The organism is Kitasatospora terrestris (genome assembly GCF_039542905.1).
Taxonomy (GTDB): domain Bacteria; phylum Actinomycetota; class Actinomycetes; order Streptomycetales; family Streptomycetaceae; genus Kitasatospora; species Kitasatospora terrestris.
Genome location: NZ_BAABIS010000001.1, coordinates 8285199 through 8306363 on the forward strand (window position 1 = coordinate 8285199; position 21165 = coordinate 8306363).

Consider the following 21165-nt stretch of genomic DNA (forward strand, 5'->3'; position numbering starts at 1 on the left):
CATGGCTGCCACCACCCCGTCCACGCCGTCGTCCGGGCTCTCCCGCCGTACCCTGCTGCGCGCCGCGCTGGCGGGAGGCGGGCTGGTGACCCTCGCGGCGTGCCGATCCGCCGCCGACACGGCGGCGGACACGGCCGCGGCCTCGCCGCGGCGGGGCGGCACGCTCTCCGTGGCGACCGGCGTCGACCTGACCCCGAGCCTGCTCTTCGCGCAGAGCGCCAACACGCTGGTGCAGCGCCTCGTCTACAACACGCTGACCCGGTACGACGACAAGCTCCAGCCGCAGCCGGAGCTGGCCACCTCCTGGCAGCTCGGCGCGGACGGGAAGAGCATCACCTTCAAGCTGCGCGAGGACGTGGCCTTCCACGACGGCCGGAAGTTCACCGCCGACGACGTGATCTTCGCCGTCAAGAACCTCCAGAACCCCGCCCGGTCGGCCCAGTTGAGGGCGACCGCGGCCGCCGTCACCGACTTCCGCAAGAACGGCGACCACGAGCTGACCCTGGTCCTCGCCCACCCGGTCAGCAACCTCTTCGACCTCTTCGAGTTCATGATCATCGCCGATTCGGCGACCGTCGAGGACGCCCTCGCGGGCAAGCAGTTCATCGGCACGGGCCCGTACCTGCTGACCAAGCGCAGCCCCGGCGCCTCGGTCACCCTGGTCCGCAACGAGAAGTACTGGAACCCCGGCCGCCCCTACCTGGACGGCGTGGAGATCCGGGTGATCCCGCAGGCCGAATCGCTGCTCTCCTCGCTGAAGACCGGTCAGAGCCACCTCTCCTACGGCATCCAGGGCAAGGACGTCGCCACCCTCAAGGGCAACTCCTCGTTCCGGATCACCCCGTACGACACCGGCTCCGGCGCGGTCTACGTCGGCGCCAACGTCACCGCCGAGCACGTCGGCGACAAGCGCGTCCGACAGGCCATCGCCTGGGCCGTCGACCGCGAGCGGCTGGTGCAGCAGGCCCTCGGCGGCTACGGCCTGGTCTCCGCCGCGCCCTGGCCCAAGTCCTCGCCCGCGTACAGCGACGCCGACGCCGGCCGGTACCGGCACGACCCCGACAAGGCGCGGGCCCTGCTCAAGGAGGCGGGCATCACCGGCACCATCACGCTGCCGTTCGCGCACTCCAACACCCCCGAGTCCACCGCCATCGCCCAGATCGTCCAGTACGACCTCAAGCAGGTCGGCATCGAGACCGTGCTGCAGCCCACCGACTCCCCGACCATGCAGAAGCAGCTGATCGCCCAGTCCATGCCCGCGCTGTGGACCCTCAGCCACGGCTTCGCCCAGCTGCACCCGGCCACCCTCGCGGTCAGCGCGTACCCGTTCAACGAGGCCAAGAACAGCTCCAAGTTCGCCTCCCCGGCGTACACCGAGATCGTCCAGCAGGCCTGGAAGCGCGCCGACAGCGACAGCGCCGAGGCCAAGGCGCTCTACCAGAAGATCACCGACACCCTGCTCGACGAGGAATTCGTGATCGACCTGGCGATCGCCGGACTCGTCGAGGTCGCCGCCGCCAAGGTGCACGGCGCCACCCTCAACAAGTTCAACTACCTCAACCTCGACGACGCCTACCTGGCGGCCTGAACCGATGAGACCACTCTTCACCCGCCGCCTGCCCTCCGCCCTGCTGGTCCTGCTGCTCGCCTCCTTCGCGATCTTCCTGATCCTGCGGCTGATCCCCGGAGACCCGGCCACCACCCTGGCCGGACCCGACGCCGGGCCCGAGGCGGTCGCCGCCGTCCGGGCCCGGCTCGGGCTCGACCGACCCCTGCCCGCCCAGTACCTCGGCTGGCTCGCCGACCTGCTCACCGGCGACCTCGGACCCAGCTACGCCATCGGCGGCTCCGTCACCGACCTGATCGGCAACGGCCTCGGCGCCACCGTCGAACTCACCCTCGGCGCCCTGCTGCTGGTCGTCGCCCTCGGCGTCCCGCTCGGCCTGGCCGGCACCGGCACCCGCGGCGGAGCGCTGCTGCGCCTGCTCACCTCCCTGCTGCTCGCCGTGCCGCCGTACGTCACCGGCCTGGTCCTGGTGCTGGTCTTCGCGGTCGGCCTGCGCCTGCTGCCCGCCGGCGGCCACCAGTCCGTCCTCGACCAGCCCGACATCGGCCTCCAGTACCTGCTGCTCCCCGCCCTCTGCCTCGCCCTGCCCAGCGCCGCCGTCCTCGCGCGCTACCTGCGCGACAGCGTCGACCAGGCACTCGGCGAGGACTGGGTCCGCACCGCCACCGCGCTCGGCGTCCCGCGCGGCCGCATCCTGCGCCGCCACGTGCTGCCCAACGCCCTGCCGCCCGCGGTCACCGTCCTCGGCCTGCTGATCGGCCAACTCCTCGGCGGCGCCGTCCTGGTGGAAGCCATCTTCGCCTGGCCCGGCCTCGGCCAACTCGCCGAACAGGGCGTCCTGCGCCGCGACTACCCCGTCGTCCAGGCCCTGCTCCTGCTGCTCGTCGCCGTCTACGTCGCGGTCCAGCTGCTCACCGACCTGGTGCACGCCTGGCTGGACCCCCGGATCAGGTGGGATTAGCCGCCGATGACCACAACCGCCCTCCCCGTACGCCCGGTCCGGACGCGCAACCGCTACCTCGCCGGACTGCTCACCCCGCGCGGACTCACCGGCCTCGCCCTGGTCGGCGCCGTCCTGCTCGCCTGGCTGCTCACCCCGCTGCTCACCGGCACCGACCCGACCGCGCAGGGCCCCGACGCCCTCGCCGCGCCCAGCGCCGCGCACCCGCTCGGCACCGACGACCTCGGGCGCGACCTGCTCAGCCGCGTCCTGCACGGCATCGGCACCTCGCTCTCCATCACCCTGACCGCCGTCCCGCTCGGCGCCGCCCTCGGCGTCGCGCTGGCCCTGCTCGCCGCCACCTCCCGCTGGGCCGACCTCGCCGTGCAGCGCTGGTTCGACCTGGTGCTCGCCTTCCCCGGGCTGATCCTCGCCATCGCGGTCACCGCCGCCCTCGGCCCCGGCCGCTGGCCGGTGATCGTGGTCATCACGCTCGCCGAGATCCCCGGCTTCGGACGGCAGCTGCGGGCCGGGATCGCCGCCCAGCGGGAACGCGACTACGCCCTCGCCGCCCGGATCGGCGGCGCGAGCCGCACCCGCGTCCTGCTGCGGCACGTGCTGCCGAACGCCGTCGACCCGCTGGTCGTCCAGGCCGCCGTCTCGCTCTCCCTCGCCGTCTTCATCGAGGGCGCCATGAGCTTCCTCGGCGTCGGCATCCGCCCGCCCGAGCCCTCGCTCGGCGGCATCCTCAGCCAGTCCATGGCCTACCTGGCCACCCACCCCGCCTTCGCCGCCGCCCCGCTGCTCGTGGTGACCGCGCTGGTGCTCGGCTTCACCCTGATCGCCGAGGCCCTGAACAGGGGGATCCGCCGATGACCGCCATCCTCGACGTCCGCGACCTGCGGGTGGGCTTCGGCGCCACCGAGGCGGTCTCGGGGGTGAGCTTCACGCTCGCCCCCGGCGACACCCTCGGCCTGGTCGGCGAATCCGGCTCCGGGAAGTCCACCACCGCCTTCGCGCTGCTGCGGATGCTGCCCGCGGGCGGCGCCGTCACCGGCGGGCAGGTGCTGCTCGACGGCCGCGACCTGGCCGGGCTCACCGAACGGGAGCTCACCGGCGTCCGCGGCCGGCGGATCGCCATGGTCTTCCAGGACCCGATGTCCTCGCTCAACCCGGCCCTCACCGTCGGCCGCCACCTCGACGAGGCGCTGCGCGCCCACGGCACCGCGGGCCGGGCGCAGCGGGCCGAACGGGCCCTGGAACTGCTCGACCTGGTCGGCATCCCGGACGCCGCCCGGCGCCTGGGCGACCACCCGCACGAGTTCTCCGGAGGCCAGCGCCAGCGCGTCATGATCGCACTCGCCCTGGCCAACGACCCCGAGGTGCTGGTCGCCGACGAGCCGACCACCGCCCTCGACCCGACCGTCCAGCGGCAGATCCTCGACCTGCTGGGCGAGATCAACCGCCGCACCGGCACCGCGCTGGTCGTCATCAGCCACGACCTGGCGGTGATCGCCCGCACCTGCCGGCGGGTGCTGGTGATGCGCCACGGCCGGGTGGTGGAGGAGGGCGCCACCGAGGACGTCCTGGAGCGCCCCGAGCACCCGTACACCCGGGAGCTGCTGGCCGCCGTACCGCGCCTGGAGACCCCCTCGGCGGCCGCCGGGAACAGCACACCCGGCGACGAACCGCTGCTGACCGTACGGCAGTTGGGCAAGACGTACGGGCGCGGCCGGCGCAAGCACGCCGCACTGGCGGGCGTCGACCTGGAGCTGCACCCCGGGGAGACGCTCGGCCTGGTCGGCGAGTCGGGGTCGGGGAAGTCCACCCTGGCCCGCGCCCTGGTCCAGGCGCACCGACCCACCGCCGGCGAGATCCTCTACCGGGGCAGGCCGCTGGCCGCCGGTGACCGGCGGGAGATCCAGTTCGTCTTCCAGGACCCGTACGCCTCGCTCAACCCGCGCCTCACCGTCGGCCAGAGCATCGCCGAGCCGCTGATCGCCCACCGGCTGCCCGACCGGGCCGAACGCGTCGCCCGGCTGCTCCGGCAGGTCGGCCTGGAACCGGAGATGGCCGACCGCCACCCGCGCGCCTTCTCCGGCGGCCAGCGGCAGCGGATCGCCATCGCCCGGGCCCTCGCCCCGGAACCCCGCGTGCTGGTCTGCGACGAGCCGGTCGCCTCGCTCGACGTCTCCGTCCAGGCCCGGGTGATCGACCTGCTCGCCCGGCTGCAGCGCGAACTCGGCCTCGCCGTCCTGTTCATCGCGCACGACCTCGCCGTCGTCCGGCAGGTCAGCCACCGGATCGCCGTCATGCACCGCGGCCGGATCGTCGAGACCGGCCCCGCCGACCGGGTCGTCACCGACCCGCAGCACCCCTACACCGCCGAACTCCTCGCCGCGGCACCCCGCCTCACCGCCACCACCAGGAGCACCGCATGAGCACCACCCGCCGCGACCCGTACGAGGGCTTCCCCGGCACCGTCGGCCGGACCTTCCGGGAGTCCGTCCCGGCCTGGCCCGCCAAGCCCCGCCCGCGCGAGGGCGCACCCAACATCGTGGTCGTGCTGGTCGACGACCTCGGCTACAGCGACATCGGCCCGTTCGGCTCCGAGGTCCCCACCCCGACGCTCGACCGGCTCGCCGCCGACGGCGTGCGCCTCGCCAACTACCACACCATGCCGCTCTGCTCACCGGCCCGCGCCGCGCTGCTCACCGGCCTCAACCCGCACCGCGTCGGCTACTCCTTCGTCGCCAACGCCGACCCCGGCTTCCCCGGCTACGGCATGGAGATCGCGCCGAGCATCCCGACCCTGGCCGAGACGCTGCGCGGCGCCGGGTACGCCACCTACGCCGTCGGCAAGTGGCACCTGACCCGCGACTCCGCCTCCAACGCGGCCGACGACCGCTCCAACTGGCCGCTGCAGAAGGGCTTCGACCAGTACTACGGCGTCCTGGAGGGCCTCACCAGCCTCTTCCACCCGCACCAGCTCGTCCGCGACAACACCCCGCTGGACATCGACGAGTTCCCCGACGGCTACTACTACACCGACGACATCACCGACCAGGCGATCTCCTCGATCAAGGCGCTGCGCGCGCACGACGCCGACAAGCCGTTCTTCCTCTACCTCGCCCACAACGCCGTCCACGGCCCGCTGCAGGCCAAGCCCGAGGACCTCGCCCGGCACCGCGGCCGCTACGACGACGGCTGGGACGAACTGCGCCGCGAACGCTTCGCCCGCCAACTCGCCGCCGGCCACTTCCCGCCCGGCACCCGGCTGCCCGGGCGCAACCACGAGAGCGGGCACGAGGTCGGGCCGTGGGACGAGCTCACTGACGCCCAGCGCAAGCTCTACGCCCGCTACATGGAGGTCTACGCCGCCATGGTCGACAACGTCGACCAGAACCTCGGCCGCCTCCTCGACACCCTCGACGCGCTCGGCGAACTCGACAACACCGTCGTCCTGTTCACCTCCGACAACGGCGGCACCGGCGAGGGCGGGCCCGAGGGCACCCGCAGCTACTTCAGCCGCTTCGTCCACCACCCCGGCCTGCCCGAGGACTGGAACCCCGACGTGCAGCGGGAGATCGAGCTGATCGGCGGCCCGCAGAGCCTGGTCCACTACCCGCGCGGCTGGGGCATGGCCTCCAACACCCCGTTCCGGCTCTACAAGGGCCAGACCTACGCGGGCGGCGTCCGGGTGCCGTTCGTCCTCTCCTGGCCCGCCGGACTCCCGCGCGCCCACGGCGACAGCGGCGTCCGGCAGCAGTACCAGTACGTCACCGACGTGCTGCCCACCCTGCTCGAACTCGCCGGCGTCCGGCGCCCCGACGGCGTCGAGGAACTCGACGGAACCAGCTTCGCCGCCGTCCTGCGCTCCGCCGACGCCGACAGCACCCACCGCGAGCAGTACTGCGAGATGACCGGCAACCGCAGCTACTACCGCGAAGGCTGGAAACTCGTCACCCTGCACCGCCCCGGCACCCCGTACGACGACGGCGAATGGGCGCTGTACGACCTGCGCACCGACCCCACCGAGATCGACGACGTCGCCGCCGACCACCCCGAGATCGTCAAGGAGCTCGCCGGCGCCTGGGAGGACGCCGCCTGGCGCAACGGCGTCTTCCCGCTCGCCGACGGCAGCGGCGCCCTCGCGCTGCGCGACCCCGCCGAGGGCGAACGCCTGCGACGGCCCCTCACCCTGCTCGCCGGCACCCCCGAACTGGAACGCTACCGCTCCTCACGCCTCATCTCCTTCCGCTCCTTCGACGTCGTCGCCGACCTCACCGCCCACGGCCCCGACGATGCCGGCGTCCTGGTCTCGCACGGCGACCAGGGCGGCGGGTACAGCGTGTACGTCGAGGACGGCCGGCTGCGCCTCGCCTACAACGAGTACGGTGTCCTCCACGAGGCCGACGGCGGCCGGCTCACCCCCGGCGCGCACACCGTCACCCTGGAGGCGCGCGCCGTCGCCGACCTCAAGTGGCGGTTCCGCCTGCTCGTCGACGGCGCGGAGACCGGCCGTCTCGGCCCGGTCCACCAGCTGATCGGCATGGCCCCCTTCCAGGGCATCAGCGTCGGCATCGACCGCAAGTCCCCGGTCTCCTGGCCGCTGTACGAACGCCACGGCACCTTCCGCTACACCGGCGCCCTGCGCTCCGTCACCTACGTGCCCGGCCCGCCCGCCCCGTACGACCCGGAGACCGTCGTCCGCGCCCTCCAGGAGGCCGCCGCCGCCTTCGAGTGACCCACGGACAACCGCGACCCGGCCCCGGCCCCCCGCCGGGGCCGGGTCGTCTCCGTAGGCTGGGCCGCGTGCTGATCGACGGGCACGACGACGACCCGCTGGTGCCCGGGGAGGCGCTGCTCGCCCTGCCCGGGTTCTGGGCGGCCCACCTGCTGTGGCTGTGCGAGACGGAGGACGGCGACGACCCGGCCCCGGAGTGGTTCGGGGTGGACGCGGCCGACGCCGACGCGGCGTACGGGGCGCTGACGGACGTGGAGCGATGGCCGGTCTTCCGGATCCCGTTAGGCGGCGGGCACAGCGCGGTGGTGGTGGGCCGCAACGTCCCCGAGGACGAGGGGACGGAGTACGTCGTCAGCCACCCCGCGTGAGGCCGGCACGGCTACCTCGCCACGATCGACGGGCACCAGGCCGGCCCCGGGCTCGCCTGGCGGGAGCTGGCGCACATCGCCGGCACCCCGGACCTCGCGGCGCCCGGAGTCCACGACCCGTCCGCGCGGCTGCTGCTCCTGCTGCCCGCGCTCGGGGACGAGGAACTGCCCGAGGAGGCGGCGGCGGTGGTCGCCGAGGCGCTGGTCCGGGTCGGCGTGCCGGCCGGGGAGGCGCCGCGGCCGGCGGAGCGGCTGCTGGTCGGCCACCCGCTGTGGGACCCGGCGCGCTGGTCGCTGCCGGGCGCCTCGCCGCTCGGCGGCGGCGGGGCGACGTACCCCGGCGTCCTGCTGTGCGACGACCCGGGCAGCCCGCGCACCCGGATCCGCCTCGCCCGGGGCATCGGCCGCGAGCAGCACGAGCAGCTCGCCCGCGCGCTGGGCACCTGGCAGCCCTGATGCCGGCCGGGTGGCCTGCTGGCCAGGCCGGCCGGGCTGGGGACGGCCCGGACCCTATGGCTTCGCCGGTGAGCAGGCGTCGACGGGTTTGACGGCCCGGAGCTGGTCGAGCGGGACGGTCAGCTCCCCGTTCTCCGCTTCGATCACGACAGCGCCGTTCGCGATCCGGAGGATCTTCCCGCAGGCCGTTCCGCCGGTGAAGTCGAGTCGCAGGCGCGGGTCCTCCTTGGCCGGCCCGTACCAGGTGGCCGCGACGGCGACCACGAGAAGAGCCGCGCATGTCAGGGTGGCGGCGATGCCCCGCTTGAGCGCGTGTGCAGAGGCCACCGCCTCGAGATGGTTGCCCACATCGAGGGGCGGAACCTTGCTGAGCGGGACGACACCGAAGCGGCCGTGCGCTGCCCGGAGCAGCAGCGCCGCGCCGACCGCGCCGCCGACCAGGGCCGTCAACAGGATCAGGCCGACCGCCACGGCCCAGCGGTGGTCGAGGGTGCTTACGTCCGAGCGGCCCTTGACGAGTCCGAATCCGATCAGTCCGGTGAGCAGAGCGGCCAAGCCGTTGCGCCAGGCGAGGGCGGCGCTGCGGATCCTGGCCAGCTCCGTCCGCAGCAGTTCGGCGCGTTCCTCGGCCCGGCGGTGCTGCTCGGGCGTGGCCGCGGGTCCCGGAAACGGACGCCGGGTCACAGGATGACGTTCCAGTAGGCACCGCAGCCGCGCCGGTTCTCGGGCCGGCCCGGGTGCTGGTCCGCACAGTCGCAGACGATGAGTACGGGACCGGAAGGCTGTCCGCCGGCACTTCTGACGATCGATTCGAACACGGACACCTCCAGGAGCGCCCCGCACCGGGGGCACGGACCACTGACCACGAGCGCGCCCTCGTAGGTGTCGTCGACCTCGAAGGTGGTGGCGGCGGTCGTGGCGAAGGTCGGATCGTTGGTCGGCTGGTAAGGGAGGGGAAGCTGCGTCACGGTCAGGGTCCTGTATGGGTGAAGGGAAGCCAGATGCCCGGCCGGTCGCGGTGGCGGTCACGCAGGTCGAGGACGGCCGCGTGCAGTGCCCGGGCGGCGCCGTCGGGGTCGAAGTCGCCGTCCTCGGTCAGCTTCCGGTAGAGGCGGTCGGCCACGAAGCCGGCGGCCGGGTCGCTGACGGACCACAGGGTGGCGATCACGTGGCGGGCGCCCAGGTGGTGGACGGCGGAGGCGAGGGTGATCACCTCGTCCGGGAGGGAGACGCCGCCGGTCGCGGTCTTGCAGGCGGAGAGGAACGCGAACTCGGCCTCGAAGCCGTCCGCGACGAGGTCGGCGACCGAGAGCGGGCCGTCGGCGAGCAGCACGCGGGCCAGCGAGGGGTTCGCCAGGTCCTGGGTGCCGTGGCAGCTCAGGTGGATGTACCGGTGGGTCCGCAGTTCTGTCCGCACTCGGTCCCGGGTGGCGGCGGAGTCCTCCAGGACGGTCCGCCGGTCGATCTCGAACAGCTCCTCCAGGAGGCGCCGTTCGGCGGCGGAGTTCGGCAGCGGTGCCTGGCCGGGTGTGTGGGGGAGCGTGACGACCAGCATCCGCCCGGGGCCGCCTCCGTCGTCGCGGGCACGAGGCCGGCTCGCCCGGCGGAGTACCCGGAGCGACGGGGTGTAGGACGACACGACGCGGTCGAGCACGCTGCGGCCCGGCTGGTCGTGGTGGCCGGCGGCGTGCAGCGGGAGCAGCGTGAGCAGACCGGAGGGGCACCACCAGATGCGCGGCGCGCCGGGCCCGTGGTGCGGCTGGAGGTCCAGGGCGGTCAGTACCGGTTCGGCCACCACGTCCCAGAGCCAGCCGAGCGTGTGACGGAGCGTTTTCTCCAAGGCCGGTTCGATGCGTTCGGTGAGCTCGAACCGCAGGTCCTCGTAGGCGCCGAAGACCTCCGGGTCCGGGTCGCCTTCGACGAGCCGGCGGTGGAGTTCGAAGAGCTGCGCCCGAGCCGCTTCGACGACGTGCACGGCGGTCAGGTAGTCGCCGGCGGTCCGCCGGAGCGAGGCCGTGGTGAGTCCCGGCAACGGGACGGGCAGCACGTCGGTGGCGCTCACCACCAGGGCGTCGCACCGCGCGCGTCCGACGTTCACCATCACCACCGGGCCCTCGACCGTCGGCCTGAGGTCGTCGAGGCGCGGCGGCTTCAGGAAGTCCTCGAGCCCCTCCACCTCCCGGATCCGGTCGAGCAGTTTCTCCCAGGCGGTTGCAGCGGCGATCTGGTCATCAAGCGGTTCCGCCATGCGTTCCTCTCTTACCGTCAGAACGTAGTAGAACATGAGCAGTTGGAGATTTTCGGCTGGATGGCACAGCGAGGAGCCGACGTGGCGGACACGCAGGACCGACGTGGCTCGAGCGAGGCCGCACGCCTCTGTCGGGAGGGCGCCGCACTCTACGAGAGCCTTCGGGAGCGGCCCGACGATCTCGATCTGCTCCTGCGGTCCATCACGATCCTGCAGCAGGGCGTCCGGGTCTGCGTGCCGCAGGACCCGATCCGCCCGGTGCTGCTCATGGACCTCGGGCGTGCCGTGTGGACGCTGTACGGGGTGACGGAGGGGACCCAGGAGTTGGCGCTGGTCACCCAGCTGGTGACGGAGGCGGTCAGGACGATGGCGGACGACCACCCGTCCGCCGACCTCGTGCTCCTCACCGCTGTGGAACTGCTCCGGATGGTGTTCGAGCGGAACCCGGATCGCAAGGTCCTCGACGACGCCATCGGCGCCGCTCGGCGGGTGCTGCGTCGTACCGCAAGCCCGGACACCCGGAGAAAGCGGCGCGCGGCCGACCTCGCCGGCCTGCTCGACCTCGCCGGGGAGCAACTGAACGACCGCACGGTCTATCCGGAACTCGTCGACCTGCGGCGGGAGTTGCTGGAGTCGGCACCCCCCGGGCATGCCGATCGGCCGGCCCGGCTCGCCGCGCTCGCCACGACGCTCCGGACTCAGTACGACCGGACCGGCGTGGTGGCGGCCCTGGAGGCCGCCGTGCCGGTCGACCGGGAGCTGGCCGAGGCCGTCCGGGGCTCGGCCGGCGACAGGCCCGCCTACTACCTCGCCATGGCGGCGATCAACACACAAGATCTCTACCGGGCCACCGGAGAGCGGCGGCTGCTCGTCGAGACGGTGCCGACCTGGCGGGAGGCTGTTGCGGTTGCGCCCGCGGGGCCGATCCGCAAGCAGCTCCAGGGCGAGCTCGCGGACGTGTTGGGGGAGCTCGGAGGCACCGCCGCCGACCCCGGCCTGCTGCGCGAGGGAGTGCAGGTGTGCCGGGACGCGCTGGCGAGCGGCTCCGACGTCGCGACGCTCCGACGCCTGGGTGACGCACTGTCGGCCGTGGGCGACCGGGAGGCGATCGACCACTACCGTGCCGCGCTCCGGATGCGAGGGGAGCCGCTGGAGCTGGCCCGCTGCGAATCGGGGCTGAGCCAGCTCCTCCTCGCTGGGGGTGAGTTGGTCGAAGCCGTGACGTCCGCGCGTCGGGCCGCCGCGGGTTTCGCCGGTCATGCCGGTCAGGAGGTGGCTTACGGGCGGCTGTCCGCCGCGCTCGCCGCGCTCGCGCAGGCGCAGGACGACCCGGTGCTGATGGCGGAGGCGACCGCGGCCGCCAGGGCCGCAGCGGCGGGTCCGCCCGGCGAGCACGGCCGCGCACAGGACCTCCACGCGCTCGGTCAACAGCTGTTCCAGCACCACAAGATGACGGGCGAGCGACCCCTGATCGAGGAGGCGGTGGCGCTCGGCCGGAAGACCGTGCAGGAGGATGCCGGAGTCGACCCGCGGACGGCGGCGGTCCACCGGGCCGGGCTCGGCAGATCGCTGCACCTCCTGGCCCGGCTGGACCAGGACGACGTGCAGCTCGACGAGGCGACAGAGCTGTTGCGGGACGCCATCGCGGCGACGCCGCCCGACGACCCGCTGCTCCCGCAGTTCCAGGCCGAGTTGGCTCTGGTGCTGGCGGCGACCGCCGACAATGCCCCGGCGGCGGAGCAGCGGGTCCGCGCGGCGGTGGCGGCCGCGCGGGACGCCGCCCGGGACGGCGAGGTGCGCGGGCAGGTCGCCCTCGGCCTGGCCCTGACCCACCTCTTCCGACTCACCCTCGACACGAGCGTCGCCGACGAGGCCGCCGAGACGTTCACACGGGCACTCGGCGGGGACGGGAGCGGTGCGACCGGTCGGCCGGAGGGCGACCGGGACCGGGCGGTTCTCCTCGGCGGCCTGGGTGAACTCCTCCAGCACCGCTACCGGCACACCGAGGACCTCGACGATCTCGACCGTGCGGTCGACGCCTACACCGAGGCGCGCACCATCGGCCCGCTCAGCAGCCGTCGGCAGCTGCACCTCGCGCTGGGGCTCCTGGAGCTGTACGCGCAGCGTCACCTGGTGAGCGGGAGCGCCGAGGACTCCGACCTGATGCTGGAGGAAGCACGGACCGCCGCCGAGGTCGCCACGGATCCGGAGGCCGCGGCCTTCCTGCGCAGCGCCGTGGCGTCCCTGCTCCAGCTCCGCAATGCCCGGACGGGCGACCAGCTCGACCTCGACACCGCGGTCGAGCTCTGCGCGGACATGCTCGAGGACACCTCGGTCCCGGAGCGGGCCAAGCACCGGGCGCACGCCCAGCTGTGCTACCTCCTGCGGTTCCGCTACCGGCGCACCGCGCGGCTCGCCGACCTCGACGAGGCCGTCGCGCACGGCTACGAAGCACTGCGGCACGGCAACGCGGACCCGGAGAAACTCGGCAGGTGGCAGTCCGACCTCAGCGCGGCCCTGCGCGAGCGCCACGAGAGCACCGCGATCAGAGCCGATCTGGACGAGGCGATCCGGTACGGCCGGTTGGCGGCCGAGACCAGTTCCGACTTCGCCGGCGTCAGCCATCTGGGCAGCGCATTGCTGAGCCGGTACGAGACCCTGGGGCAGCCGGACGACCTCCACCGGGCCGTCCGGCTGGCCAGGGACGTGGTGGGCCTCACCGAGAGCGAGGACCGGGGCACGGCGCTGTCCAATCTCGGCGCCACCCTGGCCCGGCGCCACGAGTCCCTCGGCACCCAGGAGGACCTGGACGAGGCGATCACGTGCATCCGGGCCGCCGTCGACGCCACCTCCCCGGCGCACCAGGACCGCCCGTCCCGGCTGCTGAACCTCGCGATGGCACTGCGCAGGCGGCACACGCTCAACGGCGACGACGGCGACCTGACCGAGGCGTGGACGGCGGCCGCGGAGGCCCTGGAGCGCTCCCCGGCCGGTCATCCGTCACGGGCCAGAGCACTGGACGTCCTCGGTCAGATCAAGGCCCGGCAGGCCGGCGACCTGGGCGACGACGGCGACCCCGCCGCCCTCGACGCGGCCATCGAGCTCGGCATGCAGGCCAGAGAAGCCGCCCGGGACCACGCGGGGTTGGGCCAGATGGTGATCAACCTGGTCTCCCTCCTGCAGGACCGCTACCGGTTCTCCGGGGCGCCCGAGGACCTCGAGATGTCCGTCCTGCTGTGCCGGCAGGGTCTTGAGCACCGCGGCCACGCCGAGGTGCTCCTGCGGGTGGCCCTGGGCAGGGCCCTGGCGGAACGGTTCGCGCTCACCCGTGACCCGGCCGACGCCGAGGAGGCCGTCGAGAGCTGGCGCGCGGGTGCGACGGACCCGACGGGGCAGGCGGAGGCGCGGCTGGCCGCCGCCGTCGATTGGGCGGAGTTCGCCACGGAGGCCGGCGACCCGTCGTCCCTGGAAGCGTACAAGGCGGCCGTCCTGCTGCAGCGGATCGCCGTGTCCCTGGGCGCCTCCCGGACGGACCGTGAGCGGCGCCTGGCACGCTGGCACGGCCTGGCGGGCGAGGCGGCGGCCACGGCGGTTTCGGCGGGGCGGTTCGACACCGCGGTGGAACTGCTCGAACAGGGCCGGGGCGTGCTGTGGGCCCAGCTCCTCGACCTGCGCACCGACCTCGACGCGGTGGAGGAGCGCGCCCCGGAGCTGGCCCGGCAGCTGGTCGCGGCGCGGGACCGGCTCGACCTGTATCCGATGTAGTTCCACCCGGCGGCCCGGTTCAGTGCGTCGTGGCGCGGGGTTTGAGGGCGAGGCGGGCGTAGGCGCGGACGTCGGCGTCGGAGTCGGCGAGGCGTTCGCGCAGGGCGGTCTCGACCGGGCCGGGGCCGGCCCACGGGGTGAGGGCGCGGACGGCGGCGCGGCGGACGTCGGGGTGGGGGTCGTCGAGGCGGGCGAGGAGCGGGTCGGTCCGGCCGGCGGCGCCGAGCGCGGTGGCGGCGGAGCGGCGGACCTGCCAGGCGTCGTCGGGCCGGAGGGCGAGCGCGGCGAGGGTGTCCGGGGTGCCGATGCCGGCGGCGCCCTCGAAGGCGGCGGCGCGGACCAGCGGGTCGGCGTCCACGGCGAGGGCGAGGAGTGCGGCCTCCACCGGTGCGGTGGCCTTGCCGACGGTGCCGAGCCCTTCGCCGGCGGCGACGCGGATCTCGCGGGCGGGGTCGGCGGCGGCGTCGGCGAGCGCGTCGGAGGCGTCGAGGGCGACGAGTCCGCGCACCGCCTGGAGGCGGACGGGGACGGCGGGGTCGGCGAGCGCGGCGCGGTAGAGGGCGAGGTCGCCGGTGCGCAGGGAGCGGGAGAGTTCCAGGGCGCCGGCGCGGACGGTCTCGTCGGTGGAGTGCGCGGCGGTGCGCAGGGCGTCGCCGAGCGCGGGGTCGAGGACGTCGGCGAGTTCGCGCAGTCCGGCGACGGCGGCGGTGCGCACGCCCGGGTCGGGGTCGGCGAGGGCGGCGGCGAGGGCGGTGCCGGCGCCGTCGGGGGCGGTCTCGGTGAGGACGGTGACGGCGGTCTGGCGGACGTCGGGCGCCGGGTCGTCGAGGTAGGGCGTCAGGTCGGCGAGGGCGGGCCGGGCTTCGGCGAGGCGGAGCAGGTCGAGCAGGCGCGGCGAGCCGGGTGCGGCGGTGGGTGCGGCGGCGGTGGTGGCGGTGGGCGCGGCGGCGCCGGTGCGGCCGACGGGCAGGGCGTGGACCTGGCCGAGCAGGACGACGTCGCCGCCGGGCGGCTCCAGGCCGTCGACCGGCACCAGGTAGGGCGCGACCGGCCGGGTGAGGAACTCCATGCCGCCGTCGGCGCCGCGGCGGACGTTGAGGTGGCGGAACCAGCGGGCGTCGTCGCGGGCCGGGTGGTCGACGCGCTCGTGGTAGAGGCCCCAGCGGCTCTCGTCGCGGGCGAGCGAGGAGCGGGTGGCGAGTTCGGCGCAGTCGCGGATGAAGTCGACCTCGATGGCGCGCATCAGCTCGTGCGGGGTGCGGGCGCCCATCGCGGCGATCTCGCCGCGCATCCGCTCGAAGTGGTCGAGGGCGACGGAGAGCCGGGAGCCGGTCTTGGGCGGGGCGACGTAGTCGTTGACGAAGCGGCGCAGCTTGTACTCGACCTGGGGCTGCGGCGGCCCGTCGGGGTTGCGCAGCGGCCGGTAGACCAGCTCGTGCGCGGCGCGGACCTGGTCCTCCGGCAACTCGCCGATTTTGGCCGGGAGTTGGCCGACGGCGTGGGTGGCGGCGAGGTCGCCGAAGACGAACGCGCCGATCATGTAGTTGTGCGGGACGCAGGCGAGGTCGCCGGCGGCGTACAGGCCGGGCACGGTGGTGGCGGCGTTCTCGTCGACCCAGACGCCGCTGGCGGAGTGCCCGCCGCACAGGCCGATCTCGGAGATGTGCATCTCCACGTCGTGGGTGCGGTAGTCGTGCCCGCGCCCGGCGTGGAAGGTGCCGCGGCTGGGCCGCTCGGTGGTGTGCAGGATCGACTCGAGCGCCTGGACCGACTCCTCCGGCAGGTGGGTGGTGCGCAGGTACACCGGCCCGCGGTCGGAGGCGAGTTCGGTGGCGAACTCGGCCATCATCTGCCCGGACCAGTAGTCGGAGTCGACGAAGCGCTCGCCGTGCCGGTTGACCTGGTAGCTGCCGAACGGGTTGGCGACGTAGGCGCAGGCCGGCCCGTTGTAGTCCTTGATCAGCGGGTTGATCTGGAAGCACTCCAGGCCGCTGAGCTCGGCGCCCGCGTGGTAGGCCATCGCGTAGCCGTCGCCGGCGTTGGTCGGGTTCTCGTAGGTGCCGTACAGGTAGCCGCTGGCGGGCAGGCCGAGCCGCCCGCACGGGCCGGTGGCGAGGATCACCGCGCCGGCCCGGACGGTGACGAACTCGCCGCTGCGGGTGTCGAACCCGGCGGCGCCGACGGCCCGGCCGCCGCTGGTGAGGACCCGGACGGGCATCACCCGGTTCTCGATCCGGATCCGCTCGCGCAACTCGCGGCGGCGCAGCACCCGGTAGAGCACCTTCTTGACGTCCTTGCCCTCGGGCATCGGCAGCACGTACGAGCCGGAGCGGTGCACCTGGCGGACCCGGTACTCGCCGTGCTCGTCCTTCTCGAAGCGGACGCCGTAGCCCTCCAGCCGCTGGACCATGGCGAAGCCCCGGGTGGCGGTCTGCCGGACGGTACGCTGGTCGACGATGCCGTCGTTGGCGCGGGTGATCTCGGCGACGTAGTCGTCGGGTTCGGCGCGGCCGGGGACGACCGCGTTGTTGACGCCGTCCATGCCCATGGCGAGGGCGCCGGAGTGCCGGACGTGCGCCTTCTCCAGCAGCAGGACGTCCGCCCCGGCCTCGGCGGCGGTGATCGCGGCCATCGAACCGGCGGTGCCGCCGCCGATCACCAGCACGTCGCAGCTGAGGCGGCGGGTGTCGGCGAGGTCGGGTATCTCCATCAGTGGCTGCTTTCAGGCGAGTTGGGAAAGGATCAGGTCGCGCAGCGCGGGCCCGGGAGTGGCGGGCACCTCGTGCACGGCGGTGAGCGCGCCACCGCCGAGGACGGCCACCCGGTCGCCGAGCAGCAGCGCCTCGTCCACGTCGTGGGTGACGAACACCGCGGTGAACGGCTGCGCGCGGCGCACCTCCAGCAGCAGCTGCTGCATCGCGGTGCGGGTGTGCGCGTCGAGGGCGCCGAACGGCTCGTCCAGCAGGACGGCGCGCGGGGCGCCGACCAGCGCCCGGGCCAGCTGGACGCGTTGGCGCTGGCCGCCGGAGAGCTCGCGCGGCAGGCGGTCGGCGTGCGGGGCCAGGCCCACCCGCTCCAGCCACCGGCGGACCGGCAGCTCGCGGGCGCGGCGCGGGGTGCGCCCGATGGCCAGCGGCAGTTCGACGTTGCGGCGCACGGAGCGCCAGGGCAGCAGGCCGTCGTCCTGGAAGACCAGCGTCCGGTCGGCCGAGGGCCCGGTCACCGGCCGACCGTCGGCGAGGAGTCCGCCGCCGGCCGCCGGGTGCAGCCCGGCCAGGGCGCGCAGCAGGGTGGACTTGCCGCAGCCGGAGGGGCCGACCACGGCGAGCAGCTCGCCGGGGGCGACGTCCAGGTCCAGGCCGCCGATCACCGGGGGCCCGCCGTGGTCGAGCGTCAGGTCGCGGGCGGTGAGTCGCAGCATCAGGGTCCCTCCACGCGCGGCGGCAGCCAGCGGGTGAGCCGGCGGCCGAGCAGTTCCACGGCCCCGGAGGTGAGCTTGCCGAGCACGCCGATGGTGGCCATGCCGACGAACACCCCCGGGTAGTCGAGCACGGTGTACGCCTGCCAGGTCCGGTAGCCGACGCCGAACTGGCCGGAGACCATCTCGGCGGAGATCACGCAGATCCAGGACACCCCGATGCCGACCGACAGGCCGCCCACCACGCCCGGCAGGGCGCCGGGCAGCAGCACCCCGAAGAGCACCCGCAGGCGGCCGCCGCCGAGCGTGCGCACCGCCTCCTCCCAGCGCGGGGGCACGGCCCGGACGGCGTGCCGGGTGGCGACCGCGACCGGGAAGAACGCCGCGGCGAAGGTGATGAAGACGATGCCCTGCTCGTTCTCCGGGAACAGCATGATCGCCACCGGGACGAGGGCGATCGCCGGGATCGGCCGGACCGTCTCCAGCACCGGTCCGAGCAGGTCGGCCGCCACCCGGGAGCGGGCGGTCAGCACGCCGGCGGCGACGCCGAGGACGGCCGCCAGCGCGAAGCCGAGGCCGATCCGGCGCAGGCTCTCCGCCAGGTCCTGCCAGTACGGCCCGGTGCCGACCCGCGCCGCGAAGGCGCGGGCGACCTCGACGGCGGTCGGCAGGTGGTCGAAGCGCACCCAGGCCTGCACGTCGGCGGCGGTCAGCAGCTGCCACAGGCCGACGAAGCCGAGCAGCGCCAGGGCGCGGACCAGCCGTCGCGGGTACCGGCGGGGGCCGCGCGCCCGGGCGGGGCGCGCGGCGGCCTCGGGGGCGGTCCGCTCCAGGGTGGTGCTCATGCCGCCGCCAGCGCCTGCTGGTAGGTCAGCTTCTCGGTGCCCGGGTGGGCGGCGAGGTAGGCGGCGGCGCCGTCCTCGGTGGTGAAGGGCAGCAGCTTCGCGCCGTCGCGGACCCAGTGGTCCTGGTCGGCGAACCAGCGGGTGCCGGTCGCCGCGTCCGGCACGTACGCGGCGCGGAGCTTGCCGCCGCCGGCCTTGACCGCGCGCAGCAGGCAGACCGGGTCGGCCGCCGGGCGGGTGGAGTCCTCGCCCTGGTACCAGAGTTCACCGGCCAGCCTCGGGTCCTCCACCGGCCTGCCGCAGACCGGGTCGGTGCCGGTGATCCGGGCGGCGGGGACGTCCGCCAGGGCGGCCTTCGCCAGGTAGGACGGGTCGAGGAAGCGCTCCACGTCCAGTGCCTTGAGCACGCCCACCGACTTCAGGAACGGCACGTCCTGGCGCAGGGCCTCCAGCAGCTCGGGGCGCAGCGGGGCGGCGAAGGTCGCGATGCCGTTCGGCCCGTTGTAGAGGTACACCACCTCGGCCGGCAGGCCGGTCGCCTCGGCGACCTGGGCGGCGGCGGGCAGCGGCTTCTCGTTGAGGTAGCGGGTGGCGTCGTCCTGCGCCCGCAGGAAGGCCTGCACCACCTCCGGGTGCTCGGCGCCGTACTTCTGCCGGATCACCACGCCGTGCAGGGTCGGCCGGCCGAGGGCCGCGCCGTCGTACAGCAGCCGGCCGTCGCCGGCGAAGACCACCGCGCCGGGCCAGGCGACGAACTGGGCCAGCGCGTCCACGCCGCCGGCCTTCAGCGCGGAGGCGCCGACGGCGGGCTGCTGGTTCTGCTTCTGGATCTCCTCGTCCTTCACCCCGAGCCTGCGCAGCGCCTGGACGAGCGTGCCGTCGGCGGCCGAGCCGACCGAGGTGGAGACCCGCTTGCCCTTCAGGTCGGCCAGGGTGTGCGCGGGCGAGCCGGTCGGCACCACCACGCTGTTGAGCGCGCCGAGCAGGTTGTAGCCGGTGATCGAGACCAGCCGGGTGCCGGGCCCGCCGGCCTCCTGGGCGCGGGAGCCGTTGATCAGCAGCGGGTAGTCGCCCATCGAGCCGATGTCGATCTTGTCGGCGAGCATCTGGGCGGTGATCGGCGCGCCCGAGTCGTAGTCCTGCCAGGTGACCTTGTAGGTCTTCCCGCTCTGCTTCCCGGCCTCGGCCAGGCGCTGCTCCAGGTAGCCCCGGGCGCGCAGCAGGGTGCCGGCGGTGACGGTGTTGATGGTCTTGGACTGATAGCCGACCACCACCTCGACGGTGGAGCCGGAGGCGGCCGAGGAGGTGGAGCAGGCGGTGGCACCGGCCAGCAGGGCGGCGGCGAGCAGCGGTCTCAGCGGACGGACGGTGGGTATCACGGGTGACTCCTCAGCGAAGCAGGTAAGGCATGTTGACGGTGACCGCGCCGGTGGGGCAGCGGGCGGCGCACGGGCCGCAGTACCAGCACTCGTCCACGTGCATGTAGGCCTTGTTGCTGTCCGGGTCGATGGCCAGCGAGTCGAGCGGGCACATCTCGACGCACAGCGTGCAGCCGTCGATGCACAGCGAGGCGTCGATGGTCACGGGCACGTCGGAGCGGTGGTCGGCGAGCGCCACGGGGGTCCTCTCTCAGGGAAGGTCGCGCAGCAGCAGGCCGCGCATGGCGAGCCGGTCGCCGCGGAAGCGGACGTACTCGAGGTCGACGGGGCGGCCGTCGGCCAGCGTGGTGAGCCGCTCCAGCATCAGGAGCGCGCCGCCGCGCGGGACCTCCAGCACGGTGGCGGAGTGCGCGTCGGCGTTGACCGCCTCCAGGGTGATCTCGGCGGAGCCGAGCGGGGTGCCCGCGGCCTCCTCGATCAGCCGGAAGACGTCGCGGTCGGCGAGGTCGGCCGGATCGAGGGCGGCGCCGATGTCGGGCGCCAGGTAGGTCAGGTCGAGGGAGAGCGGCAGGCCGTTCAGACGGCGCAGCCGCTCCAGGTAGACCACTTCGGCGCCGTCCGGCAGGCCGAGGCGGCGGGCCACCGGGCCCGGGGCGCGGACCGGCCCGAAGGCCCGGACCTCGTTGCTGATCCGGCCGTGCTCGTGCAGGGTCTCGGCCAGGCCCTCCAGCCGGTTCAGCCCGTGCGGGACCTTCTCCGCGACCACCAGCGTGCCCGAGCCGGGCACCCGGCGGACCAGGCCCTCGTCGCGCAGCAGGTCCAGCGCCTCGCGGACGGTGTTGCGGGAGGCGTCGAACTCGGCGGCCAGCACGTCCTCGTGCGGCAGCGGCCCGGCGCCGAAGGCGTCCTGGAGCACCTGCCGGCGCAGCACGTCCGCGACCTGCCGGGCCCGGTCGGCCCGCAGCCGCCGGGACGTGCGCGGTGCGAGGTTCTCGCTGGTCATCGTGGTGCTCCCCGGGTACGGCCTGCGGTTCGTGAGAACCCTAGGGCCGACCCGGGGGGCGGGTGGTTGCCACACCATTACGCCATCTGACGGACCATCAGAACCGGCGCCGACCTGCGCGGACTCCTTCGTCCGGCAGGTGCCGCGCCACCGGGGAGCGGTGGCGCGCGGCGGCCTCGGGTCAGATCCGGCCGGTCAGCGCGAAGCCCGCCTCGCCGACCGCGGCGCGCACGGCCGTCTCGTCCAGCTCCAGCTCGGAGGCGACGGTCACCCGGCCGGACTTGGCGTCGGCGGTCACCTCGGTGACGCCGGGGACGGTGAGCAGGCCGGCACTGACCGTCCGCTCGCAGTGGCCGCAGCTCATCCCGTCGACGGTGAACACGGCGGTGGTGGACATGGGGGCCTCCGGCAGGCAGGGGGATCGCGGTT

Annotated in this window: 18 protein-coding genes; 8 read left to right on the top strand and 10 right to left on the bottom strand. The window is 74.2% G+C overall.

Features of this window, described 5'->3' with window-relative positions; genetic code table 11:
* The first annotated feature begins 1 nt into the window (after nucleotide 1).
* From ABEB06_RS37845 to ABEB06_RS37875, 7 genes are all read left to right on the top strand, one after another.
* Complete coding sequence (locus tag ABEB06_RS37845) at nucleotides 2-1588, top strand: ABC transporter substrate-binding protein (protein WP_345701487.1); 1587 nt, start codon at nucleotides 2-4, stop codon at nucleotides 1586-1588.
* Between the two features lie 4 nt (nucleotides 1589-1592).
* Entirely contained in the window at nucleotides 1593-2528 is a 936-nt protein-coding gene (locus ABEB06_RS37850; protein WP_345701488.1) for an ABC transporter permease, read from the top strand.
* A 6-nt stretch (nucleotides 2529-2534) separates the two neighbouring features.
* A complete protein-coding gene (locus tag ABEB06_RS37855) occupies nucleotides 2535-3383 on the top strand; it encodes an ABC transporter permease (protein ID WP_345701489.1) in 849 nt (282 codons plus the stop codon).
* A complete protein-coding gene (locus ABEB06_RS37860) occupies nucleotides 3380-4948 on the top strand; it encodes an ABC transporter ATP-binding protein (protein ID WP_345701490.1) in 1569 nt (522 codons plus the stop codon). The genes ABEB06_RS37855 and ABEB06_RS37860 overlap by 4 nt, the downstream gene beginning before the upstream one ends.
* Complete coding sequence (locus tag ABEB06_RS37865) at nucleotides 4945-7254, top strand: arylsulfatase (RefSeq protein WP_345701491.1); 2310 nt, start codon at nucleotides 4945-4947, stop codon at nucleotides 7252-7254. The genes ABEB06_RS37860 and ABEB06_RS37865 overlap by 4 nt, the downstream gene beginning before the upstream one ends.
* Before the next feature lie 68 nt (nucleotides 7255-7322).
* Nucleotides 7323-7622, top strand: a complete 300-nt coding sequence (locus ABEB06_RS37870) for a hypothetical protein (protein ID WP_345701492.1) — start codon at nucleotides 7323-7325, stop codon at nucleotides 7620-7622.
* Nucleotides 7623-7808: 186 nt separating this feature from the next.
* On the top strand, nucleotides 7809-8078 hold the full coding sequence (locus ABEB06_RS37875) for a hypothetical protein (RefSeq protein ID WP_345701493.1): 270 nt from the start codon (nucleotides 7809-7811) through the stop codon (nucleotides 8076-8078).
* A 54-nt stretch (nucleotides 8079-8132) separates the two neighbouring features.
* Here the strand turns inward: ABEB06_RS37875 and ABEB06_RS37880 are convergent, their stop codons facing one another.
* From ABEB06_RS37880 to ABEB06_RS37890, 3 genes are read right to left on the bottom strand one after another with little or no spacing between them, the layout of a single operon-like run.
* Entirely contained in the window at nucleotides 8133-8762 is a 630-nt protein-coding gene (locus ABEB06_RS37880) for a hypothetical protein (protein WP_345701494.1), read from the bottom strand.
* Nucleotides 8759-9046 carry a hypothetical protein gene (locus tag ABEB06_RS37885; RefSeq protein WP_345701495.1) on the bottom strand — a complete coding sequence of 96 codons (288 nt, stop codon included), beginning with the start codon at nucleotides 9044-9046 and terminating at the stop codon, nucleotides 8759-8761. The genes ABEB06_RS37880 and ABEB06_RS37885 overlap by 4 nt, the downstream gene beginning before the upstream one ends.
* Nucleotides 9047-9048: 2 nt before the next feature.
* Nucleotides 9049-10326 carry a CHAT domain-containing protein gene (locus tag ABEB06_RS37890; RefSeq protein ID WP_345701496.1) on the bottom strand — a complete coding sequence of 426 codons (1278 nt, stop codon included), beginning with the start codon at nucleotides 10324-10326 and terminating at the stop codon, nucleotides 9049-9051.
* A gap of 81 nt (nucleotides 10327-10407) precedes the next feature.
* Between ABEB06_RS37890 and ABEB06_RS37895 the strand changes: the two genes are divergently transcribed.
* Nucleotides 10408-14091: a hypothetical protein gene (locus tag ABEB06_RS37895; protein ID WP_345701497.1), complete on the top strand. Its 3684-nt coding sequence runs from the start codon at nucleotides 10408-10410 to the stop codon at nucleotides 14089-14091.
* Nucleotides 14092-14110: 19 nt separating this feature from the next.
* On the opposite strand, the gene ABEB06_RS37900 is transcribed toward ABEB06_RS37895, so the two are convergent.
* The 7 genes from ABEB06_RS37900 to ABEB06_RS37930 form a co-directional block, all read right to left on the bottom strand.
* Entirely contained in the window at nucleotides 14111-16801 is a 2691-nt protein-coding gene (locus ABEB06_RS37900; RefSeq protein WP_345701498.1) for a fumarate reductase/succinate dehydrogenase flavoprotein subunit, read from the bottom strand.
* Between the two features lie 12 nt (nucleotides 16802-16813).
* Nucleotides 16814-17512 carry an ABC transporter ATP-binding protein gene (locus tag ABEB06_RS37905; protein ID WP_345701499.1) on the bottom strand — a complete coding sequence of 233 codons (699 nt, stop codon included), beginning with the start codon at nucleotides 17510-17512 and terminating at the stop codon, nucleotides 16814-16816.
* On the bottom strand, nucleotides 17512-18354 hold the full coding sequence (locus ABEB06_RS37910; RefSeq protein ID WP_345701500.1) for an ABC transporter permease: 843 nt from the start codon (nucleotides 18352-18354) through the stop codon (nucleotides 17512-17514). The genes ABEB06_RS37905 and ABEB06_RS37910 overlap by 1 nt, the downstream gene beginning before the upstream one ends.
* Nucleotides 18351-19733: an ABC transporter substrate-binding protein gene (locus tag ABEB06_RS37915; protein ID WP_345701501.1), complete on the bottom strand. Its 1383-nt coding sequence runs from the start codon at nucleotides 19731-19733 to the stop codon at nucleotides 18351-18353. Before ABEB06_RS37915 ends, ABEB06_RS37910 begins: the two co-directional genes overlap by 4 nt.
* 10 nt (nucleotides 19734-19743) lie before the next feature.
* A complete protein-coding gene (locus ABEB06_RS37920; RefSeq protein WP_209413139.1) occupies nucleotides 19744-19971 on the bottom strand; it encodes a 4Fe-4S dicluster domain-containing protein in 228 nt (75 codons plus the stop codon).
* Nucleotides 19972-19983: 12 nt separating this feature from the next.
* On the bottom strand, nucleotides 19984-20736 hold the full coding sequence (locus ABEB06_RS37925) for a GntR family transcriptional regulator (protein WP_345701502.1): 753 nt from the start codon (nucleotides 20734-20736) through the stop codon (nucleotides 19984-19986).
* 181 nt (nucleotides 20737-20917) lie between these two features.
* The gene (locus tag ABEB06_RS37930; protein WP_345701503.1) at nucleotides 20918-21133 is read right to left on the bottom strand and encodes a heavy-metal-associated domain-containing protein; all 216 of its coding nucleotides are present in this window, start codon (nucleotides 21131-21133) and stop codon (nucleotides 20918-20920) included.
* Nucleotides 21134-21165 lie beyond the last annotated feature (32 nt).

Coding starts and splice junctions, on each gene's coding strand:
- ABEB06_RS37845 (WP_345701487.1), top strand. CDS start 2: ATGGCTGCCACCACCCCGTCCACGCCGTCGTCCGGGCTCTCCCGCCGT.
- ABEB06_RS37860 (WP_345701490.1), top strand. CDS start 3,380: ATGACCGCCATCCTCGACGTCCGCGACCTGCGGGTGGGCTTCGGCGCC.
- ABEB06_RS37855 (WP_345701489.1), top strand. CDS start 2,535: ATGACCACAACCGCCCTCCCCGTACGCCCGGTCCGGACGCGCAACCGC.
- ABEB06_RS37905 (WP_345701499.1), bottom strand. CDS start 17,512: ATGCTGCGACTCACCGCCCGCGACCTGACGCTCGACCACGGCGGGCCC.
- ABEB06_RS37900 (WP_345701498.1), bottom strand. CDS start 16,801: ATGGAGATACCCGACCTCGCCGACACCCGCCGCCTCAGCTGCGACGTG.
- ABEB06_RS37865 (WP_345701491.1), top strand. CDS start 4,945: ATGAGCACCACCCGCCGCGACCCGTACGAGGGCTTCCCCGGCACCGTC.
- ABEB06_RS37930 (WP_345701503.1), bottom strand. CDS start 21,133: ATGTCCACCACCGCCGTGTTCACCGTCGACGGGATGAGCTGCGGCCAC.
- ABEB06_RS37890 (WP_345701496.1), bottom strand. CDS start 10,326: ATGGCGGAACCGCTTGATGACCAGATCGCCGCTGCAACCGCCTGGGAG.
- ABEB06_RS37850 (WP_345701488.1), top strand. CDS start 1,593: ATGAGACCACTCTTCACCCGCCGCCTGCCCTCCGCCCTGCTGGTCCTG.
- ABEB06_RS37925 (WP_345701502.1), bottom strand. CDS start 20,736: ATGACCAGCGAGAACCTCGCACCGCGCACGTCCCGGCGGCTGCGGGCC.
- ABEB06_RS37910 (WP_345701500.1), bottom strand. CDS start 18,354: ATGAGCACCACCCTGGAGCGGACCGCCCCCGAGGCCGCCGCGCGCCCC.